Annotated in this window: 20 protein-coding genes; 12 read left to right on the top strand and 8 right to left on the bottom strand. The window is 71.3% G+C overall.

The window, feature by feature from the left end:
* The first annotated feature begins 110 nt into the window (after nucleotides 1-110).
* The 3 genes from ABFX54_RS34300 to ABFX54_RS34290 all read left to right on the top strand — a co-directional run bounded on the left by ABFX54_RS34300 (nucleotide 111) and on the right by ABFX54_RS34290 (nucleotide 3,637).
* The gene (locus ABFX54_RS34300; protein ID WP_346110773.1) at nucleotides 111-884 is read left to right on the top strand and encodes a glucose 1-dehydrogenase; all 774 of its coding nucleotides are present in this window, start codon (nucleotides 111-113) and stop codon (nucleotides 882-884) included.
* 215 nt (nucleotides 885-1,099) lie between these two features.
* On the top strand, nucleotides 1,100-1,444 hold the full coding sequence (locus ABFX54_RS34295; RefSeq protein ID WP_346110771.1) for a hypothetical protein: 345 nt from the start codon (nucleotides 1,100-1,102) through the stop codon (nucleotides 1,442-1,444).
* A 54-nt stretch (nucleotides 1,445-1,498) separates the two neighbouring features.
* Entirely contained in the window at nucleotides 1,499-3,637 is a 2,139-nt protein-coding gene (locus ABFX54_RS34290) for a DUF6351 family protein (protein WP_346110769.1), read from the top strand.
* Nucleotides 3,638-3,687: 50 nt separating this feature from the next.
* On the opposite strand, the gene ABFX54_RS34285 is transcribed toward ABFX54_RS34290, so the two are convergent.
* Nucleotides 3,688-4,122: a MarR family winged helix-turn-helix transcriptional regulator gene (locus tag ABFX54_RS34285; protein ID WP_346110768.1), complete on the bottom strand. Its 435-nt coding sequence runs from the start codon at nucleotides 4,120-4,122 to the stop codon at nucleotides 3,688-3,690.
* A gap of 78 nt (nucleotides 4,123-4,200) precedes the next feature.
* On the opposite strand from ABFX54_RS34285, the gene ABFX54_RS34280 reads away from it, so the two are divergent.
* Nucleotides 4,201-5,019, top strand: coding sequence for an SDR family NAD(P)-dependent oxidoreductase (locus ABFX54_RS34280; protein ID WP_346110767.1), 819 nt, complete (start codon nucleotides 4,201-4,203; stop codon nucleotides 5,017-5,019).
* Between the two features lie 45 nt (nucleotides 5,020-5,064).
* On the opposite strand, the gene ABFX54_RS34275 is transcribed toward ABFX54_RS34280, so the two are convergent.
* Entirely contained in the window at nucleotides 5,065-6,543 is a 1,479-nt protein-coding gene (locus ABFX54_RS34275; protein ID WP_346110766.1) for a hypothetical protein, read from the bottom strand.
* 128 nt (nucleotides 6,544-6,671) lie between these two features.
* On the opposite strand from ABFX54_RS34275, the gene ABFX54_RS34270 reads away from it, so the two are divergent.
* From ABFX54_RS34270 to ABFX54_RS34260, 3 genes are read left to right on the top strand one after another with little or no spacing between them, the layout of a single operon-like run.
* Nucleotides 6,672-7,820 (top strand): sensor histidine kinase, encoded by a 1,149-nt coding sequence (locus ABFX54_RS34270; protein WP_346110765.1) that lies wholly within the window; start codon nucleotides 6,672-6,674, stop codon nucleotides 7,818-7,820.
* Complete coding sequence (locus ABFX54_RS34265) at nucleotides 7,817-8,473, top strand: response regulator transcription factor (protein WP_346110764.1); 657 nt, start codon at nucleotides 7,817-7,819, stop codon at nucleotides 8,471-8,473. The genes ABFX54_RS34270 and ABFX54_RS34265 overlap by 4 nt, the downstream gene beginning before the upstream one ends.
* A 52-nt stretch (nucleotides 8,474-8,525) precedes the next feature.
* A complete protein-coding gene (locus ABFX54_RS34260; RefSeq protein ID WP_346110762.1) occupies nucleotides 8,526-9,164 on the top strand; it encodes a hypothetical protein in 639 nt (212 codons plus the stop codon).
* Between the two features lie 12 nt (nucleotides 9,165-9,176).
* On the opposite strand, the gene ABFX54_RS34255 is transcribed toward ABFX54_RS34260, so the two are convergent.
* Genes ABFX54_RS34255 through ABFX54_RS34245 form a run of 3 tightly spaced genes read right to left on the bottom strand, consistent with a single transcriptional unit; the run spans nucleotide 9,177 to nucleotide 12,005 of the window.
* Nucleotides 9,177-9,653 (bottom strand): hypothetical protein, encoded by a 477-nt coding sequence (locus ABFX54_RS34255; RefSeq protein WP_346110760.1) that lies wholly within the window; start codon nucleotides 9,651-9,653, stop codon nucleotides 9,177-9,179.
* Nucleotides 9,650-11,323, bottom strand: coding sequence for an ATP-binding protein (locus ABFX54_RS34250; protein WP_346110758.1), 1,674 nt, complete (start codon nucleotides 11,321-11,323; stop codon nucleotides 9,650-9,652). Before ABFX54_RS34250 ends, ABFX54_RS34255 begins: the two co-directional genes overlap by 4 nt.
* Before the next feature lie 7 nt (nucleotides 11,324-11,330).
* Nucleotides 11,331-12,005 (bottom strand): response regulator, encoded by a 675-nt coding sequence (locus tag ABFX54_RS34245; protein ID WP_346110757.1) that lies wholly within the window; start codon nucleotides 12,003-12,005, stop codon nucleotides 11,331-11,333.
* Nucleotides 12,006-12,195: 190 nt separating this feature from the next.
* On the opposite strand from ABFX54_RS34245, the gene vanY-N reads away from it, so the two are divergent.
* From vanY-N to ABFX54_RS34230, 3 genes are all read left to right on the top strand, one after another.
* Nucleotides 12,196-12,798 (top strand): D,D-peptidase/D,D-carboxypeptidase VanY-N, encoded by a 603-nt coding sequence (gene vanY-N, locus ABFX54_RS34240; RefSeq protein WP_346110755.1) that lies wholly within the window; start codon nucleotides 12,196-12,198, stop codon nucleotides 12,796-12,798.
* A 108-nt stretch (nucleotides 12,799-12,906) separates the two neighbouring features.
* Nucleotides 12,907-13,272, top strand: a complete 366-nt coding sequence (locus ABFX54_RS34235; protein WP_346110754.1) for a DUF4267 domain-containing protein — start codon at nucleotides 12,907-12,909, stop codon at nucleotides 13,270-13,272.
* 208 nt (nucleotides 13,273-13,480) lie between these two features.
* Nucleotides 13,481-14,476, top strand: coding sequence for an NBR1-Ig-like domain-containing protein (locus tag ABFX54_RS34230; protein ID WP_346110753.1), 996 nt, complete (start codon nucleotides 13,481-13,483; stop codon nucleotides 14,474-14,476).
* A gap of 62 nt (nucleotides 14,477-14,538) precedes the next feature.
* On the opposite strand, the gene ABFX54_RS34225 is transcribed toward ABFX54_RS34230, so the two are convergent.
* The 3 genes from ABFX54_RS34225 to ABFX54_RS34215 all read right to left on the bottom strand — a co-directional run bounded on the left by ABFX54_RS34225 (nucleotide 14,539) and on the right by ABFX54_RS34215 (nucleotide 17,408).
* Nucleotides 14,539-15,486, bottom strand: a complete 948-nt coding sequence (locus ABFX54_RS34225) for a SpoIID/LytB domain-containing protein (RefSeq protein ID WP_346110751.1) — start codon at nucleotides 15,484-15,486, stop codon at nucleotides 14,539-14,541.
* A gap of 97 nt (nucleotides 15,487-15,583) precedes the next feature.
* Nucleotides 15,584-16,483, bottom strand: a complete 900-nt coding sequence (locus tag ABFX54_RS34220; protein ID WP_346110750.1) for a peptidase inhibitor family I36 protein — start codon at nucleotides 16,481-16,483, stop codon at nucleotides 15,584-15,586.
* A gap of 79 nt (nucleotides 16,484-16,562) precedes the next feature.
* Nucleotides 16,563-17,408 carry a peptidoglycan-binding domain-containing protein gene (locus ABFX54_RS34215; protein WP_346110749.1) on the bottom strand — a complete coding sequence of 282 codons (846 nt, stop codon included), beginning with the start codon at nucleotides 17,406-17,408 and terminating at the stop codon, nucleotides 16,563-16,565.
* A 299-nt stretch (nucleotides 17,409-17,707) separates the two neighbouring features.
* Between ABFX54_RS34215 and ABFX54_RS34210 the strand changes: the two genes are divergently transcribed.
* Nucleotides 17,708-18,646 carry a hypothetical protein gene (locus tag ABFX54_RS34210; RefSeq protein ID WP_346110747.1) on the top strand — a complete coding sequence of 313 codons (939 nt, stop codon included), beginning with the start codon at nucleotides 17,708-17,710 and terminating at the stop codon, nucleotides 18,644-18,646.
* A gap of 457 nt (nucleotides 18,647-19,103) precedes the next feature.
* Nucleotides 19,104-20,464 (top strand): histidine kinase (locus ABFX54_RS34205; RefSeq protein WP_346110745.1); only part of this gene is annotated, 1,361 nt, incomplete at its 3' end.

Raw genomic sequence — 20,464 nt, 5'->3', positions numbered from 1 at the left:
GACATTTCACTCCATGTGGTCATCAGGTTGCAGATTTTCTCGACATATTGATCAACGCGAAGTACGGTGCCCCTTTCTGTCCTTCGGAACAATCTTGGAGTCGCTCGCAAATGGCAGGTTCTCTCCTTGACGGCAGAGCGGCACTGATCACGGGCGCGGCGTCGGGCATCGGCGCCGCGACGGCTCTGGTCTTCGCGCGGCACGGGGCCAGGGTCGTGGTCGCCGACATCAACGAGGAAGGCGGCAGGCGTACGGTCGCCGAGGTCGAGGCGATCGGTGGCGAGGCCGCCTTCGTCCGGGCGGACGTACGGAGCTCCGACGCCGTCAGGGACATGGTCGCCTTCACCGTGGAGCGCTTCGGCCGCCTGGACTGCGCGGTCAACAACGCCGGCGTGGACACCGCGGGCGACGGCCGGTTCCACGAGGTGAGCGAGGAGTCCTTCGACGCCTCGTTCGAGGTCAACCTCAAGGGCGTCTGGTGGTGCATGAAGCACGAGCTGGCCCAGATGGTGGCGCAGGGGTCGGGCTCCATCGTCAACGTGGCCTCGGTGGCCGGGCTGGTGGGCATCGAGGCGCCGTTCGTGTCGCCGTACATCGCGGCCAAGCACGGCGTCGTGGGGCTGACCAAGGCGGCCGCCCTGGAGTACGCCACCTCGGGCATCAGGGTGAACGCCGTGTGCCCTGGCGCGGTGCGTACACAGATGGTGGACGACCTGATCGAGCAGGGCATCATGACGCTGGAGCAGACGGCGGCCTACCATCCGGTCGGCCGCTACGCGAACCCGCCGGAGATCGGCGAGGCGATCGCCTGGCTCAGCTCCGACGCCGCCTCCTTCGTGACCGGCCTGCCGATGGCGGTGGACGGTGCCATGACGGCCCGCTGAATCGGTCGGGGGCGGTGATTTCTCCGCTCGCCGCCCCTTCGGCGCGAAGGATTTCCTTGCGTGCGACATTTCCGAATAACACCCCGAAAAGGGATTTTAGGCTTGTAATACTCTGTTTTCCGGCAAAGAGAGACCAGTCACATGGTGGGCTCCCAAGGCGACATCAAGCCGACGACACCGCTAGGGTGGCCGCGATCACCGGAAAGGATCACTCCATGCTGCGCATCGTTCGGCGTTCCGTCCTCACCAGCGCGCTCGCGATGGGGGTCGCTCTGGCCGCCATCGGGCTCGCTCCCGCCTCCGCCTCGGCGACGCCGCCGTACGCGCTCGTCAAGTTCTCCTTCAACTGCTCGCGCGTGGGCCCGGTGACGGTCACCGTCAAGGGGCCGGGCGTCGCGGGCTCCGCGCGCAAGGTGACCGGCACCAGCTACTTCCGCGGCCGGCCCGGGCTCTTCAAGATCGAGCGCCTCGCCAACGGCCGGATCGCGCCCAAGAAGAAGTACTTCAGGATCACGAACTCCTCCACCCGCCGGATCCCGGTCTGCTCCACCAAGTGGTGACGCCAGGGTTGATCGACTCTGGCTTGTAGATCGTTTTTGACGTACAAACCCCATATGAGATCGTTTGTACGTCGTACGCGCCTGCTGTCCGTTACCGGAGCGGTCGTGGCGGTCCTCGCCTCCTTGGCGGCGCCCGCCGCCGCTTCGGACGGGAGCGGCTTGACTCTCACCGTGCTGTCGTCCCGCCCGCAGGCCGTGTCCGCGCACGACGCCCTCATCCGCCTGGAGCTCCCGCGAGGCGTCCCTGCGGCGAAGGTGCGGGTGAAACGCGACGGCACGGACGTGACCGGAAGCTTCCTGCGCGTCGGCGCTGGGCTCGAAGGGCTGGTCACCGGCCTGCGTACCGGGCGCAACGTGCTCACCGCGACGGCGCCGGGCGCCCGATCGGCCCGGCTCGTCCTCGACGACCATCCGGTGACCGGGCCGGTCTTCTCGGGCCCGCACGAGCAGCCGTTCATCTGCGACACGGCGGCGTTCACCACCGTGACCGGCGACAAGCTCGGCCCGCCTGCGGACTCGGACTGCTCGGTCGCCACCCGGGTGGACCACGTCTACCGCACCACGGCCGGAAAGTTCGTGCCGTTACCCGCGGACGAGACCCGCCCCGCCGACCTCGCCTGGACGACGACCAGCGCCGGTCAGCGGGTGCCGTACATCGTGCGGGTGGAGACCGGCACGATCAACCGGGCCGTCTATGAGCTGTCGATGCTGGCCGACCCCGCGGCCCAGCCGCCGGACCCGTGGCGGCGCTCGCCCGGCTGGAACGGCCGGCTGATCTACACCTTCGGCGGCGGCTGCACCGGCGGATGGTACGTCCAGGGCCGCAACACCGGCTCCGTCATGGACGACCGGATGCTCCGCCAGGGGTACGCGGTGGCGTCGTCGTCGCTCAACGTCTTCGGCAACAACTGCAACGACCTGCTGGCCGCCGAGTCGGCGAGCATGGTCAAGGAACGCTTCGTCGAGGCGTACGGGGCGCCGGCGTTCACGATCGGGTGGGGGTGCTCGGGCGGTTCGTACCAGACGCACCAGATCGGCGACAACTACCCCGGTCTGCTCGACGGCATCGTCTCGGGATGCAGCTTCCCCGAGGTCGGCTTCGCCACCGTCAACGCGATCACCGACGCGCGCCTGCTCGATCACTACTTCCGCGAGGTCGCGCCCGGCGCCTTCAGCCAGGAGCAGCAGCAGGCGATCTCCGGCTTCGGCCGGTGGGAGAGCATCGCGAACCTCGCCGCGGGCGGCGGCCGGATCGACCCGCGCATCTTCTGCCCCGGTCAGCTTCCCGCGCCGCTCCGCTACCACCCCGAGACCAACCCGACCGGCGCCCGGTGCGACGTCTACGACCACACCGTGAACGTCTACGGCCGCGACCCGCGCACCGGCTTCGCCCGGCGGCCCCTGGACAACACCGGCATCCAGTACGGGCTCGGCTCACTGCGCGACAAGACGATCACCGTCGACCAGTTCCTCGACCTCAACGAGGGGATCGGCGGCTTCGACGCCGACGCCAACCACGTGACGGAGCGGACCAAGGCCGATCTGGCCGCGACGCGGGCGGCGTACCGGAGCGGGCGGTTGCTCAACGCGGGCGCCGGCCTGGCGAGCATGCCGATGATCGACTACCGCGCCTACACCGACGACGCGCCGGGCGGCGACATCCACATGCGCTTCCACTCCTTCGCCACCCGCGAACGGCTGCTGAAGGCGAACGGCACGTACGCCAACCAGGTCATGCTCGTCGAGGACAACCGCTACGGCGGCTTCTCACTGTCGAGCCCCGTCCTGATGGAGGCGCTGACCCGGATGGACCAGTGGCTCACCGCCATCGCCGCCGACCACGGCCCCGGCCCGAAGGTGGTGCGGAACAAACCCCAGGACCTCACGGACGCCTGCTGGACCCGCGACGCCACCCCGCGCAAGATCACCGAACCCCAGGTGGCCGGCAGCGGCACGACGACCTGCAACACGCTGTACCCGGTGTGGACCTCACCGCGCCTCGTCGCGGGCAGCCCGATGGCGGGCGACATCGTCAAGTGCCACCTCCGCCCCCTCGACCCCGCCGCCTACGGCACCCCGCTGACCCGGCCCCAGCTCGACCGCTTGAAGCGCATCTTCCCGCAGGGCGTCTGCGACTGGTCCAAGCCCGGCATCCAGCAACAGCCCCTCGCCGGCACCTGGCAGTCGTTCTGACGACTCAGCCGGGGCACGGGCTGGGAGTCGCTGTTCCTTGAGCGCCCCGTTCAGCCGGCGGCGGGCCCTTCGAGCGGGACGACGCGCCTCAGCAACCCCGCGAGCTGCCGTAGTTCGCTGTCCGACAGCACCCCCAGCGGGGTCTTCTCCAGCGTCGTCCTGAGCAGTTCCGCCCGGACCTCGCGGCCCTTGGCGGTCATGACCAGGACGCGGGAGCGGCGGTCGGACGGGTCCACGACACGCTCCACCAGGCCCCGTTCGGTGAGCTGGTTGGTGATGAAGGTCAGGTTGGGGGCGTTGCAGTGGAGCCGCTCGGCCATCACCTTCATGGACGGCGGCGGTTCGTCGGGGTCGATGGCCCACAGCGCCTGGAACGTGGCCGGCGTCAGCCGGTGGCCGGCCAGGGCTTCCATGATCAGCGCGTTGGTCCGCATCCAGATCTCGTACGTCGCCGTGACCGCTGCGGTGAGCTCGTGCCCGGACATACCGCCATCCTACGACGTTTCGAGTATCGAAGTATCGTGCTAGCTTTTGCTTCGAGACTCGAAACAAAGGAGGATCGGATGAGAGCCGACGACTATCGAGGCGTGACCGCGCTCGTCACCGGCGCGTCCAAGGGGCTGGGGCGGGCGTACGCGCTGGAGCTGGCCCGCCGGGGCGCGCGGGTGATCCTGCTGGCCCGCTCGGAAGCGGACCTGCGCGAGCTCGCCGCCCGGATCGAGGAGGCGTACGGCGGGGCGGGCACCGAGGTGATCGTCGGTGACCTCACCGCCCAGGACGGCCCCGAGCGGATCGTACGGGAGCTGCACGACCGCGGCCTGACCGTCGACCTGCTGCTCAACAACGCCGGCATGGGCAGCGCGGGCCCCTTCCTCACCCGCCCGCTCCAGCCGCAGCTGAGCTCCGTCAGCCTGAACGTCAGCGGCCTGCTCGCGCTGACCCACGCGATCGGGGCCGAACTGGTCGCCCGCGGCTCCGGCGGCATCATCAACGTGTCGTCAACCGCGGCCTTCCAGCCCCTGCCCTACCAGGCGAGCTATGCCGCGACCAAGGCGTTCGTGCTCTCCTTCAGCGAGGCGCTGGCGGAAGAGCTGCGCGGCACCGGGGTGCATGTCATGGCCGCGCACCCCGGCGCGATCGCGACCGGCTTCTTCGACGGCACCTCCGCCACGATCGACCCCCGGGTGGCCGACACGCCGGAGGCCATCGCGGCCCGTACGCTGGACGACTACGCCAGGCGGCGCGCGGTGTCCTACCCGGGCCGGGCCGTGACCCGGGCCATGACCTGGCCCGCGCGGCTGCTGCCGCGCACAGCCGTGGTGCGGATCGCCGCCGCGCTCAACCGCCGCCTGCGCCTGCACGAGACCGTCGACCTCACCTGAACGGCCGCTCACGGCAGACGGCGCCCTTTATGGCTGACGGGCTGCTCACGGTGCGACGGGCCTCGTCCTGCGGGTGGCGAGCAGCAGGACGATCAGCGCGTACGCGCAGAGCAGGGCGAGCCCGGCCGGCCAGGGCAGCGGGAAATACCCGGCCGACGGCGCGTAGTGCTGCGTCACCTGCGGATACTCCACCAACGTCTGCTTGACCGCGAACCCGGCCGCCGGCGTGAGCCGCAGCAGCCAGTCGGAGACCGCGTCGGGCAGCAGCGGGAACGCCGTGACCACGTACGGCAGGGCGATCAGCGACAGGCCGGCGACGAGCGCCGTCCACCCGCGGCGGAGGAGCACGCCGAGCCCGTACGCGACGACGGCGCAGAGGGCCAGCACCGTCGCGAGCCCGGTGATCACCCGGACCCCGGTCGGCACCGGCAGCGGCGGCACCACGATGCCGTTGCCCTTCATGATCTCCAGCCCCACCGGCAGGACGACGCCGACCGCTACCAGCCCGGTGACGAAGACGGCCCCCGCGACGACGAGCGCCCGAGCGGCGATCACCTGCCGGGACGCCGCGGCGCCGGCCGTGCGGGTGCCGTAGCGGGCGGCCACGATGACCACGACGATCAGGGCGATCGGCAGGCCGGGGAGCGTGTTCTCGACGGCCAGGGTGCCGTCCTCGCCGAGCGGCCCGATGTCACCGATGCCGCTGACCGTGATGACGCCGTCCTTCACCACGGCCCCCGACGCGTTGTGGCGCTTCTCCCAGTCGGTGTGGTTCATCGCGCCGACCGGGTCGCTGTCCCACGCGTCACCGGTGCCGCCCTCGACGGTGACGTGGTCGAAGACGCCCACGGCCTGCGTGAATCTGACCTCCTCGATCGCCCCGCCGAGGCCGGTCTCGCGCAGCGTGAGGTCGCCGGGCGAGGTCGCGAAGAGACCGACTCGCACGGTGTCCGGCAGCCCGTCGAGCGTCGCGGTCGCGACGGTGCGCCACCGGCTCCCGTCGGCCGACTCGGCCCCGGTGATCACGTCGCCGGAACGGGTCAGCCGCAGCCAGCGGGGGGAGCGCGCCGAGACGCCGCCGGGGCCGCCGGCGACGTCGTACCGATAATCGTGCTGAAAGCGCACGCCGTGACGGCCGGTCATCATCAGCGCCGCGTACCGCGAGCCCGGCCGCGTGCCGTCCTTGACGATGATCCCGGCCTTCGCCCACGGCACCAGCCCGGACACGATCTGGTCGTGATTCGGCGGCGGGTAGGTGATCGTCCCCGTCATCGAGGTCATCCGTACGGTGATCGAGCCCTCGCGGCCCAGGTCCCGATGGAGGAACCAGAACCTGTCACTGACCACGGACCCGTCGGCGGCGACGGGCACGGCTGGGCAGGGTCCCGAGCAGGACGAACGGTTGTTCAGGGCGAGCAGCAGCCCCAGCGCGACGATGGTGAGGGCCGCGCAGGTCAGGGCGATCAGCCGCCCCGGGCGGCGGAACCCGGTCCATTCCCGCCGGAGCAGTTCGGTGGTCGACATGCGGTCGGTTGTACGCCCGCACGTATAACACGGCCCGAACCAGCCCCGTCATGCTGGTGTTATGTTCGCCAGGGCATGCTGACAGCATGGTCGGGCCGCGCAGTGGGACCGTGGGCACACGGTTCACGATGTTGTACGCCGTTGTGTTCCTGCTGTCGGGCGCCGGGCTGCTGGCCCTGGCCTTCCTGCTCTCCGGCGGGGGCAGCCTGAGCGAGACCGCCCCGGCCGGAGGCCCTTCGGCCCAGGGCGACGTCACCGCGGCGCACCAGCGCATCAGGGAGCTGGAGGATCAGCTGGCCGCGGTGCACGTGCAGCAGTCCAGGCAACTGCTGGTCGGCTCGCTGCTCGCGCTGGTCGTGATGGCGGTCGTCTCGGTGCTGCTCGGCCGGGTGCTGGCCAGGCGCGTCCTGCGGCCGCTGCGGCTCATCACGGCCGTCACCCGGCGCATCTCCGCCGACAGCCTGGACCGCCGCCTGGCCGTCACCGGCCCGGCGGACGAGGTCAAGGACCTCGCCGACACCATCGACGAACTGCTCGGACGGCTGGAGGAGTCGTTCACCGCGCAGCGGCGGTTCGTCGCCAACGCCTCTCATGAGTTGCGTACGCCGCTGGCGACCATTCGGGCCTCGCTGGACGTCGCGGTCGCCAAGCCCGACCCGGCCCCCTCGACGGTGGCGCTCGCGGCCCGCGTACGCCGGCAGCTCGACCGGCTCGACCACCTGCTCGACGGCTTCCTCGTGCTGGCCAGGGCGCAGCACGGCCCGCCAGCCGACACCGCGCGGGTCGACCTCGGCGACCTCATCGACGCCGCGCTGCGGGAGAGGTCCGCGGACGTCGGGCGCAAGGAGCTGAGCGTGGCGGTGGACGTGCCGCCGGAGACGGCGGTCGTGGGCAGCCCGGCGCTGCTGGCGCGGCTGGTGGGCAATGTGGTCGACAACGCCGTGACCCACAACGAGCCCGGCGGCTGGATCGGGATCACCGGGTCCGTGGACGAGCGGGAGACGACGCTGGTCGTCGAGACCGGCGGGCCCGTACTCGACCAGCGGGAGGTGGCCCGGCTGGCGCGGCCCTTCGAACGGCTGGGCGGCGAACGTACCGGCTCATCCGGCCTGGGCCTGTCGATCGTCGCCGCCGTGGCCGCCGCCCACGGGGGCCGGCTCGACCTGCTGGCCCGGCCGGAGGGCGGCCTGCGCGTGTCGATCACCCTGCCGGTCGCCGGAGGGCCCGGGGCGCCGATGGCCGGCGGGCCGGTCGCGAAGGCGCCGGTGGAGGCATGAGGATCCTGGTGGTCGAGGACGACGACGCCCTCGCCGAGGTCGTCGCCGAAGGGCTGCGCGACCAGGGGATGGCCGTCGACCTGGCCTACGACGGGCTCACCGCCGCCGCCAAGGCGGACCTCACCGCGTACGACGTGGTGGTCCTGGACCGGGACCTGCCGGGACTGCACGGCGACCTCCTGTGCCGGCTGCTCGTCGAACGGGCGGAGCGGCCGATGGTGCTGATGCTGACCGCGGCCGGCGCGCCCGGCGACCGCGTCAGCGGGCTCACCCTGGGCGCGGACGACTATCTCGCCAAGCCCTTCCACTTCCCCGAGCTGATCCTGCGCATCCGCGCGCTGGCCCGCCGCCGCCCGGACGCGCGCCCCCGGACGCTGCGCGTGGCCGGGATCCTGCTGGACCCGGTACGCCGCACCGTCGTCCGCGACGGGCGGCAGCTCGACCTCTCGGCGAAGGAGTTCGCCGTGCTGGAGGCGCTGCTGCGGGCCAGCCCAGGCTTCCTGAGCGCGGAAACCCTGCTGGAACGGGTGTGGGACGAGAACGCAGACAGCTTCACCAACACCGTCACGGTCACGGTCGGCCGCCTGCGCCGCAAACTCGGCGACCCACCGGCCATCACGACGGCACGAGGAGTCGGCTACCGGATCGCCTGATCAGCTCGCGCAGGGTTCCGAACCGGCGGTCGCGCAAATGCATCCAACAGGGATGATGATTCGCAGACGCACCCCACGCGTCACCCCGCAGGTCGAGGTGACGCGCCTGCCCGAGGACGTCGTGGCGCTCATCGACGCCCTGGAGCCGGGGGCGGAGATCATCCTCACCCGTGACGGCGCGTCGATCGCGACGATCTCCAGCACGATCGCCGTGGTCGAGGGTGCCGTCGTCGATCGTGCGGCCCAGGACGAGACCGGCGATCAGGCGCCACCCGACTACGACGGCGTGACGGTCGTGGTCACCGCCATGGAGCTGTCGAAGGCGGCCAGGGTCGCGCTGTCCACCCAGCTCGGGGCCGATTACGTGGTCCTCGACCTGCACGCGGCCCCGGCGACGGCCGATGTCCTGCTGGTGCCTCCTGGCAGCCCGCAGCTGATCGCGGCGCTGCGGGCGAGCTTTCAGCGGGCTCGCGTCGTCGTCGCCGAGATCGAGGATCACGAACTCGGGGTCCAGTATCACGGCCCGGTACGACGGCTGCTCGACGCCGGCGCCGACGCGTATCTCCCTCCGGCGACCGTTCCGCTGCTGGCCAGGCAGCTCGACCACACCCTGAACCAGGGACGCGAGCTCGCCGCCGGCTCCGCCGCGCCCCCGCAGCTCGCGCCCGCCCCCGGACCGGACGCCGAATGATCCCGCCCCCTGCTATTCGGGGCACTTCCGGGGGTCGACGTCCTTGTCGGTGCCGGTGACGGTGACGTCGGCGGTGCCCTGCAGTGTGGCGGTGGCGGGCGTGCAGACGCTCTGCTCGACCGCCCGCGTGGACAGCTCGCCGGCGCCGGCGGACACGGTCACCACGACGCGGCCGGCCGGGCCGGTGGTCACCGAGAACGGGCCGGCTTCGAGGGGTATGTCGGTGGTGAGGCCGCGGGCCTGTTCGGCGGCGGTCGGGCCGGCCGCCAGCAGCGCGAGCGTGTCCGCCTGGGAGAGCCGGCGGCCGGGCCGCGTCACCGGGCTGAGCTTGCCCTTCTTCACCAGGTAGAGGGTGATCGGCCGGGCCGGTGCGACGGCTCCGCTCGGCGGAGCGCCGACGGGGATGACGTCGCTCGGCCGCACGCCACAGCCGGCCACGGCGACGAGCGACGCCAGGCTTGCGGCGAGTACGCGGCGGGCCCTGCTCACTTGGAGCCTCCCGCGTCGATCCGCCCGTCCGGGCCGTCCGCTGAGGGCCCGGTCCGCTCGTCAGGGTCGGGCGTGAGGCGGGGCAGGCGCAAGGTGAAGACGGCGCCGCCGTCCGGGGCGTTGGCGGCGGTGAGGTCGCCTCCGTGCAGGCGGGCGTTCTCGCGCGCGATGGCCAGCCCCAGCCCGCTGCCCTCCGACCTGGCCCTGGCCGCGCTGGCCTTGTAGAACCGGTCGAACACGTGCGGCAGCGCCGCCTCGTCCAGCCCGGGGCCGTGGTCGCGCACCTCGACGGTGACCCAGGACGAGTCGGTGGAAAGCCGTACCGACACCGGTGGTTCGCCGTGCCGCAGGGCGTTGCCGACCAGGTTGGCGAGGATGACGTCCACCCGGCGCGGGTCCAGCCGGGCCGTCACCCCGGCGGGCAGCTCGGTCCGCACCGACTCCGGCCAGCCCCGGGTGCGCAGGGTCGCGCGTACGAGCTCGGCCAGGTCGATCTCGTTCAGCGCGAGGGCCGCGACGCCCGAGTCGAACCTGCTGATCTCGATCAGGTCGTTCACCAGCGCCGTGAGGTTGAGCGTCTCCTGGCTGACCAGTCTGGCGGCCCGGCCGGCCGGCTCGGGCAGCTCGGCGGCCTCCTCGTCGAGGACGTCGGCGACGGCGGCGAGCGCGGCCAGCGGCGTGCGCAGCTCGTGGGACACGTCGGCCACGAACCGGCGCGCGTCGGCCTCCATCTCACGCAGCTGCGCGACGTGCCGTTCCAGCTCCGCGGCGGTGTGGTTGAACGTACGCGCCACGTCGGCCAGCTCGTCGGAGCCGCGGACCGCGATCCTGGTGCGCAGCTCGCCCTCGCCCAGCAGGCGGGCCGCCCGGCCGAGCTCGCGCACCGGGCGCAGCACGCCACGGGTGGCCAGCGAGGCGAGCAGGACCGCGAACGCCAGGGCCGCCCCGCCGGCGAGCCAGGCGTACGCGGCGAGCTCGTCGATGCTGCGTTGCTCGGGAAGCAGGCTGAGCGCGGTGTAGACCTCGATGCCGGACACGTGGGTCGTCCGGTCCGATTCGGTGATCAGCAGTGGCGCCCCGATGATCAGGATGGGCTGCCCGTGCCATACCAGGCGTTTCCACGCCATTTCACCGCCGGCCACCGTCTGCCGCAGCCCGGCCGGGATCATGGAGAGATCGGCGACCGGCGCGTCCGCCGGCATGGCCGGCAGCCGGGGCCTCAGCGGGCCGTCCTGGTTCGGGTCCTCCTGGAGTCGGCGGTCCTGGGTCGGCTCGTTCTGGGTTGGGCCGTCCTGGGTCGGGCCGTCCCCGAGTGGGTCGTCCTGGGGTCGGCGGTCCTGGGACTGGTGGTCCGGTGGCGGGCGGGCTGGGCGTGTCAGGGACGGTGCGTGCATGTCGCGGTAGACGGCGACCGTGGAGGTGTTGCCCTCGGTCATGGCACGGGCGATCTCTTCGAGGTCGGCCGGCCCCGGCGTCGCGGTACGCAACGGGAAGAGCGCCTCCAGCCGGCTCCGCATCGCCTCCACGGCGGCGTCCTGGGCCCGCTGCAGGATGGCGTTGCGGGCGCCGACGTAGAACCCGCCGGCCACCGCCGCCGCGGTGACCACGCACAGCAGCGCGAACGCGAACAGCAGCCGGGCGCGCAGCCCCAGGCTCGGCCGAGGTGTCACGGGCGGCTCACACCGGCCCGAACCGGTAGCCGAACCCACGCACGGTCTGCACGTAGACGGGCGCCGCCGAGTCGTCCTCGATCTTCGCGCGCAACCGCTGCACGCAGGCGTCCACGAGGCGGGAGTCGCCGAAGTAGTCCTGCTCCCACACCGACTCCAGCAGCTGCTGGCGGCTGTGCACCCGGCCGGGCGTGCCGGACAGTTCGAGCAGCAGTCGCAGCTCGGTCGGGGCGAGGCTGACCGGTTCGCCGCGGTTGGTCACCACCAGCCCGGCCCGGTCTATGGTCAGATCCCGGTAGCGCTCCAGCTCCGCCTGGTCCCGGCCGATCCGCCGCAGCACCGCGCGGATGCGCGCCTCCAGCACCCTGGGCTGCACCGGCTTGACCACGTAGTCGTCCGCGCCCGCCTCCAGCCCGGCCACCACGTCCATGTCGTCGCCGCGCGCGGTCAGCATGATGATCGGCACCTCGCCGATGGCCCGGATGCGGCGGCAGACCTCGAACCCATCCATCCCGGGCAACATCAGGTCGAGCACGACGACGTCGGGAACCTCCGCACGCAGCCGGTCGAGCCCCAGCTCGCCCGACTCCACCGCGCGCACCCGGTGCCCGTGCCGGCTCAGGGCCAGCTCAAGGCCCTCACGCACGGCCGGGTCGTCTTCGATCAGCAACACTCGCGACACGCCGCCGAGTTTCACCACACGCTCCGTCACTCGTCCGCCGGTCAACCCCCGTCCATTGTCGACCGGTCGTGTCTCCGCCTCGTCCGCGCGATGTCATGGTCGAGTCACGGCCGGGTCCCAGCCGGGTCCCAGCCGGGTCCTCGCCGGGGCGGGGCCGCACGGGTGGCGGCCGCCGTCGAGAAACGGTGACATGCGGCGGACGGCGCGCGCACATTCGCCGCCAATCGTAATCGGCATGGACGAACCCCGCATGATTCCACCTCGGCCCCGAGATCGGGTGTATGCCGTGGTCACGCTGGTGCTCGCCGTGCTGCTGCTGCCCGCGGCGCTCGTTCGCGACCCGGGCCGCGCCCGCGAACTGGCCTGCCGCTGGGCGTTGCGGCTGCGCTTCCCCACCGAGGATCTGACCGGGCTCACCGAGGGCGCCCTGGCGGCGTTCACGGCGGCGCGCACCGAGGCGCTCTGGCGTCACGGCCAGCTCATCGGCCTCACCTCGGGCTACCGCGATCCCGCCGCCCAGCAGCGGCTGTTCGACGAGGAGGTACGCCGCTCCGGCTCGGTGGCCTCGGCACGCATGCTCGTGCTGCCGCCGGCGTTGTCCCCGCACGTCAGGGGCCTCGCCATGGACGTACGCCCGCACGAGGGCGCGCGCTGGCTGGAGCGGCACGGCGCCCGCTACGACCTCTACCGCATCTACGACAACGAGTGGTGGCACTTCGAGTACCTTCCCGGCCGCGGCGGCACCCCGCCACCCCGGCGGCCCCACCCCGGCGTGATCACAGGACCGCTCTGAAGGCCCTGTCCTCCTCGGATGCTCCCGAATCTAGCGTCGCTAGCGCGAATGTCGTAGCTATGCTAGCTTTGTTCGTGTTCCTAGCGACGCTAGATATCGGAGACGTTCATGCTCACCGTCATCGCCTACGGCCTTGCCATCGCGCTCAACCTCATGATCCTGTTCATCGGGCTGCGCTTCCTGTTCACACCGGTGGCCGCGGCCACCGGCTACGGCGTCCCCGCCGAGACGGATCGCGCCTACCTGTCCATCAAGGGAGTGCGTGACAGCACGTACGGTCTGGTCGGCCTGGCGCTGCTGGCCTTCGTCGGGGCCTATGCCGAAGCCTGGTTCATGCTCGTCGTGGCCCTCGCGCCGCTCGGCGACACCGTGATCGTGCTGCGCAACGGCGGCACCAAGGCGGTCGCGTTCGGTGTGCACTTCGCGACCGCCGTGGTCCTCCTGATCAGCGCCGCCCTGCTCTTCGCCCTCTGAACCGTGACACCGCGTAGCCGGACGCGTCCCGTCAGGCATCCTGTCATGCGTATCGCCGGGCATCGCGGCGGTATCGGTTGAGCGGGGCTGCGGGTGCTGTTACCTTCGCACGGTGGGCGACAGGCGTGCACGAGTGGAGGCGATCGAGGGCTTCGCGGCGACTCTCCGGGAGTTGCGCAACGCGGTCGGCAACCCACCTTTTCGGGAAATGTCCGGTAGGTCAGGGGCGATCTCCCACACGACGCTGCACGAGGCCACCAAAGGCAACCGGCTCCCGAGCTGGGAGACCACCGTCGAGTTCGTCAAAGCCTGTGACGCCGACCCGGCCGCGTACCGCGAACGCTGGGAGACGGCGAACCGCACGGTCAGATCCGTGAGCGCCGGGGATCCCGCGACCAGCGCCGGCACGACGGCGGCGCCCGGTGAGCTCGCGGCCTCCGCCACCGGCGGCGCGGACCTCCGTGCCGCGCACCTCGCCATCGGGGCACCGGCCCCCCGGTCGGTCGGCGAGACCCTGGCTTTCCCGCCACCATCCGGCCCGCTCACGGGTGACGCACCTTCGCCGGCGGCCGGCGGGCAGCCGGGCGGCGCACAGCCCCCGTCCGGCTTCGCGGGTGACGTGAAGCCGCCCGGGAGCGGGAGGCGGTTCCGGCTGACCCACCCGGCTGTGCTCACGGCGGCGGCGGCCGTCGTCGTGGGAGCGGCCGTCCTCGTCGTGACCGTGATCGACACCGGCTCCGAGCCGGAAGTACGCAGCCCGAGCCCCACCGCCGCCCCGTCGCTCGCCGCGCTGACCCCGGCCGACTGTCCCGTGTACACGACCAACCCGCCCTGGGCCCCGCCGCGGCACAAGGACGACAAGGCGGTGTTCATCACGGACGTCACGCTCTCCGACTGCACGCGCGTCGGCGGCGGCCAGACCGTGACCAAGGTGTGGCGGCTCAAGAACGCCGGATCGGTGCCGTGGCAGGGATATTCGCTGCGCCGCCTCGACCATCCCACGCAGCAGGCCGACCAGTGCCAGACCATTCCCGACGTGCCGATCAAGGACACGATGCCGGGCGAGATCGTCGACATCAAGACCGTCGTCACCACGCCCAAGAAACCGGGCCTGTGTTACGTGCGCTTCAAGATGGTGGACGCGTCCGGCGCGGTCGCGTTCCCCGGGAACCGCCCGATCAACTTCCAGCTCATCGTCGACTGAAGCGGAAAATCCCCGCCGTGCGGAAACACGACGGGGATTTCAACGCCGGACGATCTCGGCGATCAGGAACCGATGGCGATTCCCGTGTAGTACTTCCGCAGGATCTGCGCGTAGTTCCAGCCCTCGTTGGCCCTGTCGCGAGAGCCCTTCTGCGACATCCAGTCGCCGTCGACCCAGTTGCCGCAGTCGGTCGTCGTGGCGCAGTACTGAGCCCGGAAGATCTTTCCGTTGCGGGTCAGCCGCATGCCCCAGGTGGCGTCCACCGCGGCGCTGGTCGTCGACTTCGCCGAGCCGGGCTTGTACACCTGGCTCGACGTGTGATCGTAGACGTCGAAGCACTGGCCGCTCGGGGTCTTGCGGTTGGAGTGCAGCGCCCAGTACCAGCCGAAGTTCTTCACCGCCATCGCCCCGGCCTTGAGCGACTCGGCCGGCCAGCCCGACACCCATTCATTGGGCAGGACGTTCTTGACGTAGCTCTTGAACTCCACCCGTTCCACCCGGTCGAGCGACTTTCTGTAGACGAGAATCGTCGTGGGCAGGCGGGTGTCCGTGCCGTCGGTCTTGCACCCGGTCGGCGACCCCGAGGTCACGAACTGGTGCGAGGCGTTCTGGTTCTTCAGCGCGGCTTTCAGGTTCGCTTTCGCGCCGGGGGCGAAGTCCTGGTACGTGCCCGAGTAGCCGCTGTTGAAGTAGACGCGGACGGTCTTGCCGCTGCGGTTCCAGGCGGAGGCGGCGGCGTTCTTGATGCACTTGCCCTTGCCGGCGCCGGGGCCCTTGTAGTCGTAGCAGGTGGGTTGCTTGGTGTCGTAGTTGGCGACCGACGTGGTGAAGTCGGAGACCGAGCCCTTGTTGTTGCTGTTGAAGTAGTAGCAGAACTCGCCGCTCTGGCACACGCCGTCGCGGGCGGCGGCCGAGGCGGGTGCCCCGGCGGCGAGTAACGTCCCGCCGAGCGCCGCCGCGACGCTCGCCGCGCCGAGCCGCGAGATCAGCCGTGCTGTTCGTGCAGACACAGGAGTCTTCCTTCTGTCCGGAGGTCCAAGATGGTCAGCGGCAGCGCCGGGACGGCCGGGCCGGGGCGGCGCTGAAGCTGGGCCGAGGCGGGTCGTGTCATCGCACGGTGTAGCCCTGGGAGTTCCAGAACGAGGTCGGGTTCGGGTTCTGCAGGTGCGGGTCGCCGACGCTCTTGGCCGCGCGCGGCTGCCGGCCGAGGCGCATCTCGACGTGGGTGTGGGCGGCGCCCTTGCTCGACACGCCGTTCCACGACTCCTTGGCGATGACCTGGCCGCGACGGATCGTCTGGCCCACGCGCAGGGAGGACAGCGGGGCGGAGTGCAGGTAGATGACCGTCTTGTTCAGCGAGGAGCTGTAGACGGCGATCGTGGACAGCCCCGACCGGCCGGTGCTTCCGCGCTGGACGTTGATGAGCTGGCCCGCCGTCAGGGCGTAGACGTTCGAACCGACGCCCCTGGCGATGTCGATGCCCTCGTGCCGGCCGGAGGTGTTCCGGTAGCCGTCGAAGCCGCAGGTGATCGTGCCGGCGGCCGAGTAGAGCGAGAACGACATGTTCTTGCGCGACCCTCCGCCCCCGGACGTCGGGCCGATCTGGTGGGAGGCGTTCTGGTTCTTCAGACCGGGCTTCAGGTTGGCCTTGGCACCGGGGGCGAAGTCCTGGTAGGCGCCGGAGTAGCCGCTGTTGAAGTAGACGCGGACGGTCTTGCTGCTGCGGTTCCAGGCGGAGGCGGCGGCGTTCTTGATGCACTTGCCCTTGCCGGCGCCGGGGCCCTTGTAGTCGTAGCAGGTGGGTTGCTTGGTGTCGTAGTTGGCGACCGACGTGGTGAAGTCGGACAGCGAGCCCTGGAGGTTGCTGTTGAAGTAGTAGCAGAACTCGCCGCTCTGGCACACGCCGTCGCGCGCGGCGGCCGAGGCCGGCGCCGCGGTGGCGAGCAGCGAGCCGCCGAGCGCCACCGTGGCGGTCGTCGCGGTGAGGATCTTGGTGAGCATGGACATGCTGTTTCTCCTGTCTGCGGAGTTCGTCTTCCGAAGAGTCGGGAAGTTCGTGTGCTGCGGGGCGGCCGAGCCCGGGGTGTCAGCGGCGCCGGCGCTCCTCCCAGGTGCGGATGGTCACCTTCGGGCCGTCGTCGGGCGCCCGGCCGGCTAGGCCGTTCAGGCCGAGGTAGTAGTCGCCGACCTGGTGCTGCGCCTGACCGGAGAGACTGGTGTCGCTGATGGCGACGGCGTGGATGTGCCACGGCCAGTCGTCCTGCCGGGGGTTGCGCACCCACGCCGCGAAGCCGGCCTGGCGCAGCGCGCGGACGGCCGCGGTCCTGGTGGCGGCGCTCATCCCCTTGACCGAGATGTCCACGACGCCCCCGCCGTCGTGGGTGCCGGCCGAGGTGGGATCGCCGCTCGGGTTGTACGACCCCTGATCCAGCTTGAAACCGCGCCCGAACAGCCGCTTCGCCTCGGCCAGCATGTCCCGGGTACGGGTGTTGACCACGAAGCCGCCGAACGGCACCCGGGGCCCGGGATCGAGCACGGCGGTGACCTTGAAGCGGCCGGTCCCCAGCTTGGCCAGCGACATCTTGCCCGGCAGCCCGTTGGCGTCCAGGCCGGTGAGGCCCAGGGACTTCTGGTACTTGGCGTAGGCGGCCACCGTCGTGGTGCCGAAGTAGCCGTCGACCCACTTCGCGTCCAGGAGTTTCCGGTCGCGCAGCGCCTGCTCGACGAGGAGCACGCCGGCCTTGGCGCCAGGGGTGAGCGTGTTGTCGGGCCGCCGCGGGTCGATCTGGGCCGCCTTGACGGTGGCCTCCATGCTGACGCTCGGAAGGGCCCGGGACTCCGCCTGCGCCGCCGACGCCCCGAACGTGCCACTCAGCGAGGCGAGCAGGACGCTCGGCATGAGGGCGACGGCGTATGCGGGCAACTTCATCATCACTCCTGGTGCGAAAGGCTGAGGCGGTGCCGGTGTGGCGGAGTCCACGTTGGCGGGTCGCCTCACGTGTCCGCAGGAGATCGGTGTTGTCAGCCTGTTCGACGATCTCTCTTTACGGGCATAAGCGCAGGTGGCGGGCAATTAGCCAGCGGGCGTTATGTCCGGTCTGAGTCTTATGTGCACGACGGATCTGACGCCCACGGGCCTGGCGGATCGGGCGGGCGTGGGCCTGGCGGACCGGGTGGGCGTGGCCGTTCTGGCGGTCCTGGCGCTCCGGCGGCGGGGCTAGGATGCCGCGCATGCAGCGCCCCCTCGCCCTCGTGTCGGCCGTCGGCCTGCTCGTCGTCGTCTGGCTCGGCCTCATCGGCGGCATCGCGCTCGTCTGGCGGGGCGCGGTCCCCTTCGAGCTCTTCGCGGGCTCGTTCTGGAGCTTGGTGTGGTTCTTCTGGATCGCCCGGATCTGGCTGGGCGGCCCGATGGCGATCGGGCTGATGCGCAAGGCGCTCTTCGGGCTCTGCCCGATCCTGATCTTCGCCACCGGGCTGGCCATCGGGATCGGCGGCGGTGAGGTGTACCCGTCGCAGCTGGTCGCCTTCGCGGTCGCGGTGTGCGGGATCTTCGCCGGGGTGCTGCTCATGCGCGGTGAGGTCCAGCGGTGGAGCCTGGCCACGGTCGCGGTACGGGTGGTCCGGCAGCCGCCCGACGGGACCGCCTTCGACCTGCGGTCCGCCGCGCTCCGACAGGGCAGGGGCAAGTTCGGCTGCCTGATGATCGTGGTCACTCTGCTCATGCTGCTCGTGGTCGGCGCCATCGGCGCGACCTTGCCGGCGGACCGGGGAACGGACGCCCCGGACTATATCGCCTTCATGGTAGGCGTGGTGCTGGTGATTCTGGGGGGAATTGCCGGATACGTCTGGATTAACGTCCGGGCCGGGGCCATGGGCGTGCTGACCGTCACCGGCCGGCGGCTCAACGAGCATCCGTGGTCCAGGCTCCGCTCGGTGGCGCTGTCGTACAAGGGCGAAGCCAAGGTCGTGAACGGGGTGCGCCGGCATCGGTCGGCCCGGCTCGATCTGTCCCTCTACGACGAGCCGGACCCGCGCCGGCTCCGGCTGCCCGACGACGCCGCCCTGCACGGCTCGATCGCGGCGGCGCTGGCGGCGCACAGCCCCGAGGGCGTCTTCCGCGGCTGGGTTTCGCGAACTGGATCCACGACATCCGGTCAGGCGGCCAGTTGACGCCCTGCGGCCCCCTCCGGGAGAGGACGCGCAGGTCGTGGGCGGGCGGCGGACACGGGGCCGAGCGCCGCACCTGTCCGCTGAGGTGCTGTGAACGGAGTGACGGAACTACACACAGTTGACTAACGCGACTTAAGCGGAATACTGGTCACCCGATTGGGCCGTCGTTCTAGTGAGACGAGGATTCCCATGTCGTCGTTCGGCCTCGCGATGCCTTCGGCAGAGCCATATCCGGCACAGCCGTATCAGGCGGAGCCACGCCAGGCGGAGCCGTATCAGGCGACGCCGCACCCGGCGGAGCCGCACCAGGCTGCCGGCGACGCCGACGACGCGGAGAGGCACGCGCCAGACCGGCGCGGCCCCGACCGGCCACCGGACGGGACCGGCACCCACCGCTAGCGCAGCCTTTCGCGGCGGTCGACAGATCCCGACGACTCCCCCCGACCCCAGGACTTTCATGCCGCTAGACTCCTTCAGCGTCCCGACGGTGATCGGCATCGCCGTCCTCGTGCTCGCCCTCGCGGGCGTCCTGATCCTCTACCTGCGCGTACGCGGCCAGCTCGCCCAGGCCCGCGGCCAGCTCGCGCAGAACCGTCAGGTACAGGACCACCTGACCCGAGAGTCCAGCGCCTGGAGCCAGCGCCTGCTTCAGGCGGAGCGCAAGGTCCAGGAGAACGCGGACCAGCTGCGTGACGCCCGCGCCCAGCACGACCTCCTACGCGCCGAGACCGACCATCTGATCAACAAGCGCATCCCCGCCCTGCTGTCCCACCTGCGCGCCCCGCACGTGATCGTGCCCGGCATGCAGAACCAGGCCCTCGCCGGCACGGACGTCGACCGGCAGCACCGCGCCGTCCTCGACGCGCTCACCCGCGGCATCCGCGAGGAGGCCGAGCGCATCGACGAGAGCGCCCAGGCCGTCATCAGAGGTGCCATGTCCCGCGTGCAGAGCCAGGCCCTGCGCGCCCAGGACCTGCTCGCCGGCGTCCAGCAGCGTTACAGCGGCGACGAGCACACGGCGCTGCTGCGCGAGGTGCTGGGACTCGACATGTTCAACGAACTGATCATCCGCCGGATGCAGGTCACCGGCATCGCCTGCGGCGCCACCCCCGGCCTGTCGCGTGACGACACCTACCTGGTCGACCTGGTGGTGGGCGCCGTCTCGCGGGTGGAGAACTTCGAGCTGCGCATCGACGGCCCGGCCAACCACCTGCGCCGCCGGATCGGCGTCGCCGCCCGCGCCGCGGAGTCGATCCTGTTCATCACCGCCGAGCTGCTGGCCAACGCGGTGCACCACTCCCACGGCACGCTCAAGGTGACCATCGCCGTGCACGAGACCAACAACGGCGCCGCCATCGTCATCGACGACGCCGGCGTCGGCCTCAACGAGGACCAGTACGCCCGCGCGAGCCGCCTGCTCAGCGGTAACCACCCGGTCCGCCTGGTCGACCTGGGCAACCCGCCCCGCACCGGCTGGGCGGCGATCGGCCGCCAGGTCGCGCACTACGGCATGCAGGTCACGGTCAAGAAGAGCGCCTTCGGCGGCGTGCAGGCCGTGCTGAACATCCCCTCCGCGCTGCTGGTGGAGATGCCGGAGGACAGCCGGCCATCGGTGCTCGCGCCCGAGCCGTTGTCCGCGGTCCCCCCGGCCGCCGCCACGGCCATCCGCAGGGACCCCATCCCCGCCTCCATGGCCCCCCGGCCGGAGCCCGTGTCCGTTCCCACCGCCCGTCGGGAGGCGGCGCCGGCCCCCCGGCCGGAACCGGTGGCCCCCGCCGTCCGGCCCGAGCCGGTCGACTCGGCCGCCCGGCCCGAGCT

It is taken from the genome of Nonomuraea maheshkhaliensis (genome assembly GCF_039529435.1).
GTDB lineage: Bacteria > Actinomycetota > Actinomycetes > Streptosporangiales > Streptosporangiaceae > Nonomuraea > Nonomuraea maheshkhaliensis.
Note: the sequence above shows the minus strand (reverse complement) of the source record. Positions and strands in the feature narration are given on the sequence as shown.

Bases quoted from the DNA above. Each gene is read 5' to 3' on its own strand.
- ABFX54_RS34300 (WP_346110773.1), top strand. From the start codon at position 111: ATGGCAGGTTCTCTCCTTGACGGCAGAGCGGCACTGATCACGGGCGCG.
- ABFX54_RS34295 (WP_346110771.1), top strand. From the start codon at position 1,100: ATGCTGCGCATCGTTCGGCGTTCCGTCCTCACCAGCGCGCTCGCGATG.
- ABFX54_RS34290 (WP_346110769.1), top strand. From the start codon at position 1,499: ATGAGATCGTTTGTACGTCGTACGCGCCTGCTGTCCGTTACCGGAGCG.
- ABFX54_RS34285 (WP_346110768.1), bottom strand. From the start codon at position 4,122: ATGTCCGGGCACGAGCTCACCGCAGCGGTCACGGCGACGTACGAGATC.
- ABFX54_RS34280 (WP_346110767.1), top strand. From the start codon at position 4,201: ATGAGAGCCGACGACTATCGAGGCGTGACCGCGCTCGTCACCGGCGCG.
- ABFX54_RS34275 (WP_346110766.1), bottom strand. From the start codon at position 6,543: ATGTCGACCACCGAACTGCTCCGGCGGGAATGGACCGGGTTCCGCCGC.
- ABFX54_RS34270 (WP_346110765.1), top strand. From the start codon at position 6,672: ATGTTGTACGCCGTTGTGTTCCTGCTGTCGGGCGCCGGGCTGCTGGCC.
- ABFX54_RS34265 (WP_346110764.1), top strand. From the start codon at position 7,817: ATGAGGATCCTGGTGGTCGAGGACGACGACGCCCTCGCCGAGGTCGTC.
- ABFX54_RS34260 (WP_346110762.1), top strand. From the start codon at position 8,526: ATGATGATTCGCAGACGCACCCCACGCGTCACCCCGCAGGTCGAGGTG.
- vanY-N (WP_346110755.1), top strand. From the start codon at position 12,196: ATGCGGCGGACGGCGCGCGCACATTCGCCGCCAATCGTAATCGGCATG.
- ABFX54_RS34235 (WP_346110754.1), top strand. From the start codon at position 12,907: ATGCTCACCGTCATCGCCTACGGCCTTGCCATCGCGCTCAACCTCATG.
- ABFX54_RS34230 (WP_346110753.1), top strand. From the start codon at position 13,481: ATGTCCGGTAGGTCAGGGGCGATCTCCCACACGACGCTGCACGAGGCC.
- ABFX54_RS34220 (WP_346110750.1), bottom strand. From the start codon at position 16,483: ATGTCCATGCTCACCAAGATCCTCACCGCGACGACCGCCACGGTGGCG.
- ABFX54_RS34215 (WP_346110749.1), bottom strand. From the start codon at position 17,408: ATGATGAAGTTGCCCGCATACGCCGTCGCCCTCATGCCGAGCGTCCTG.
- ABFX54_RS34210 (WP_346110747.1), top strand. From the start codon at position 17,708: ATGCAGCGCCCCCTCGCCCTCGTGTCGGCCGTCGGCCTGCTCGTCGTC.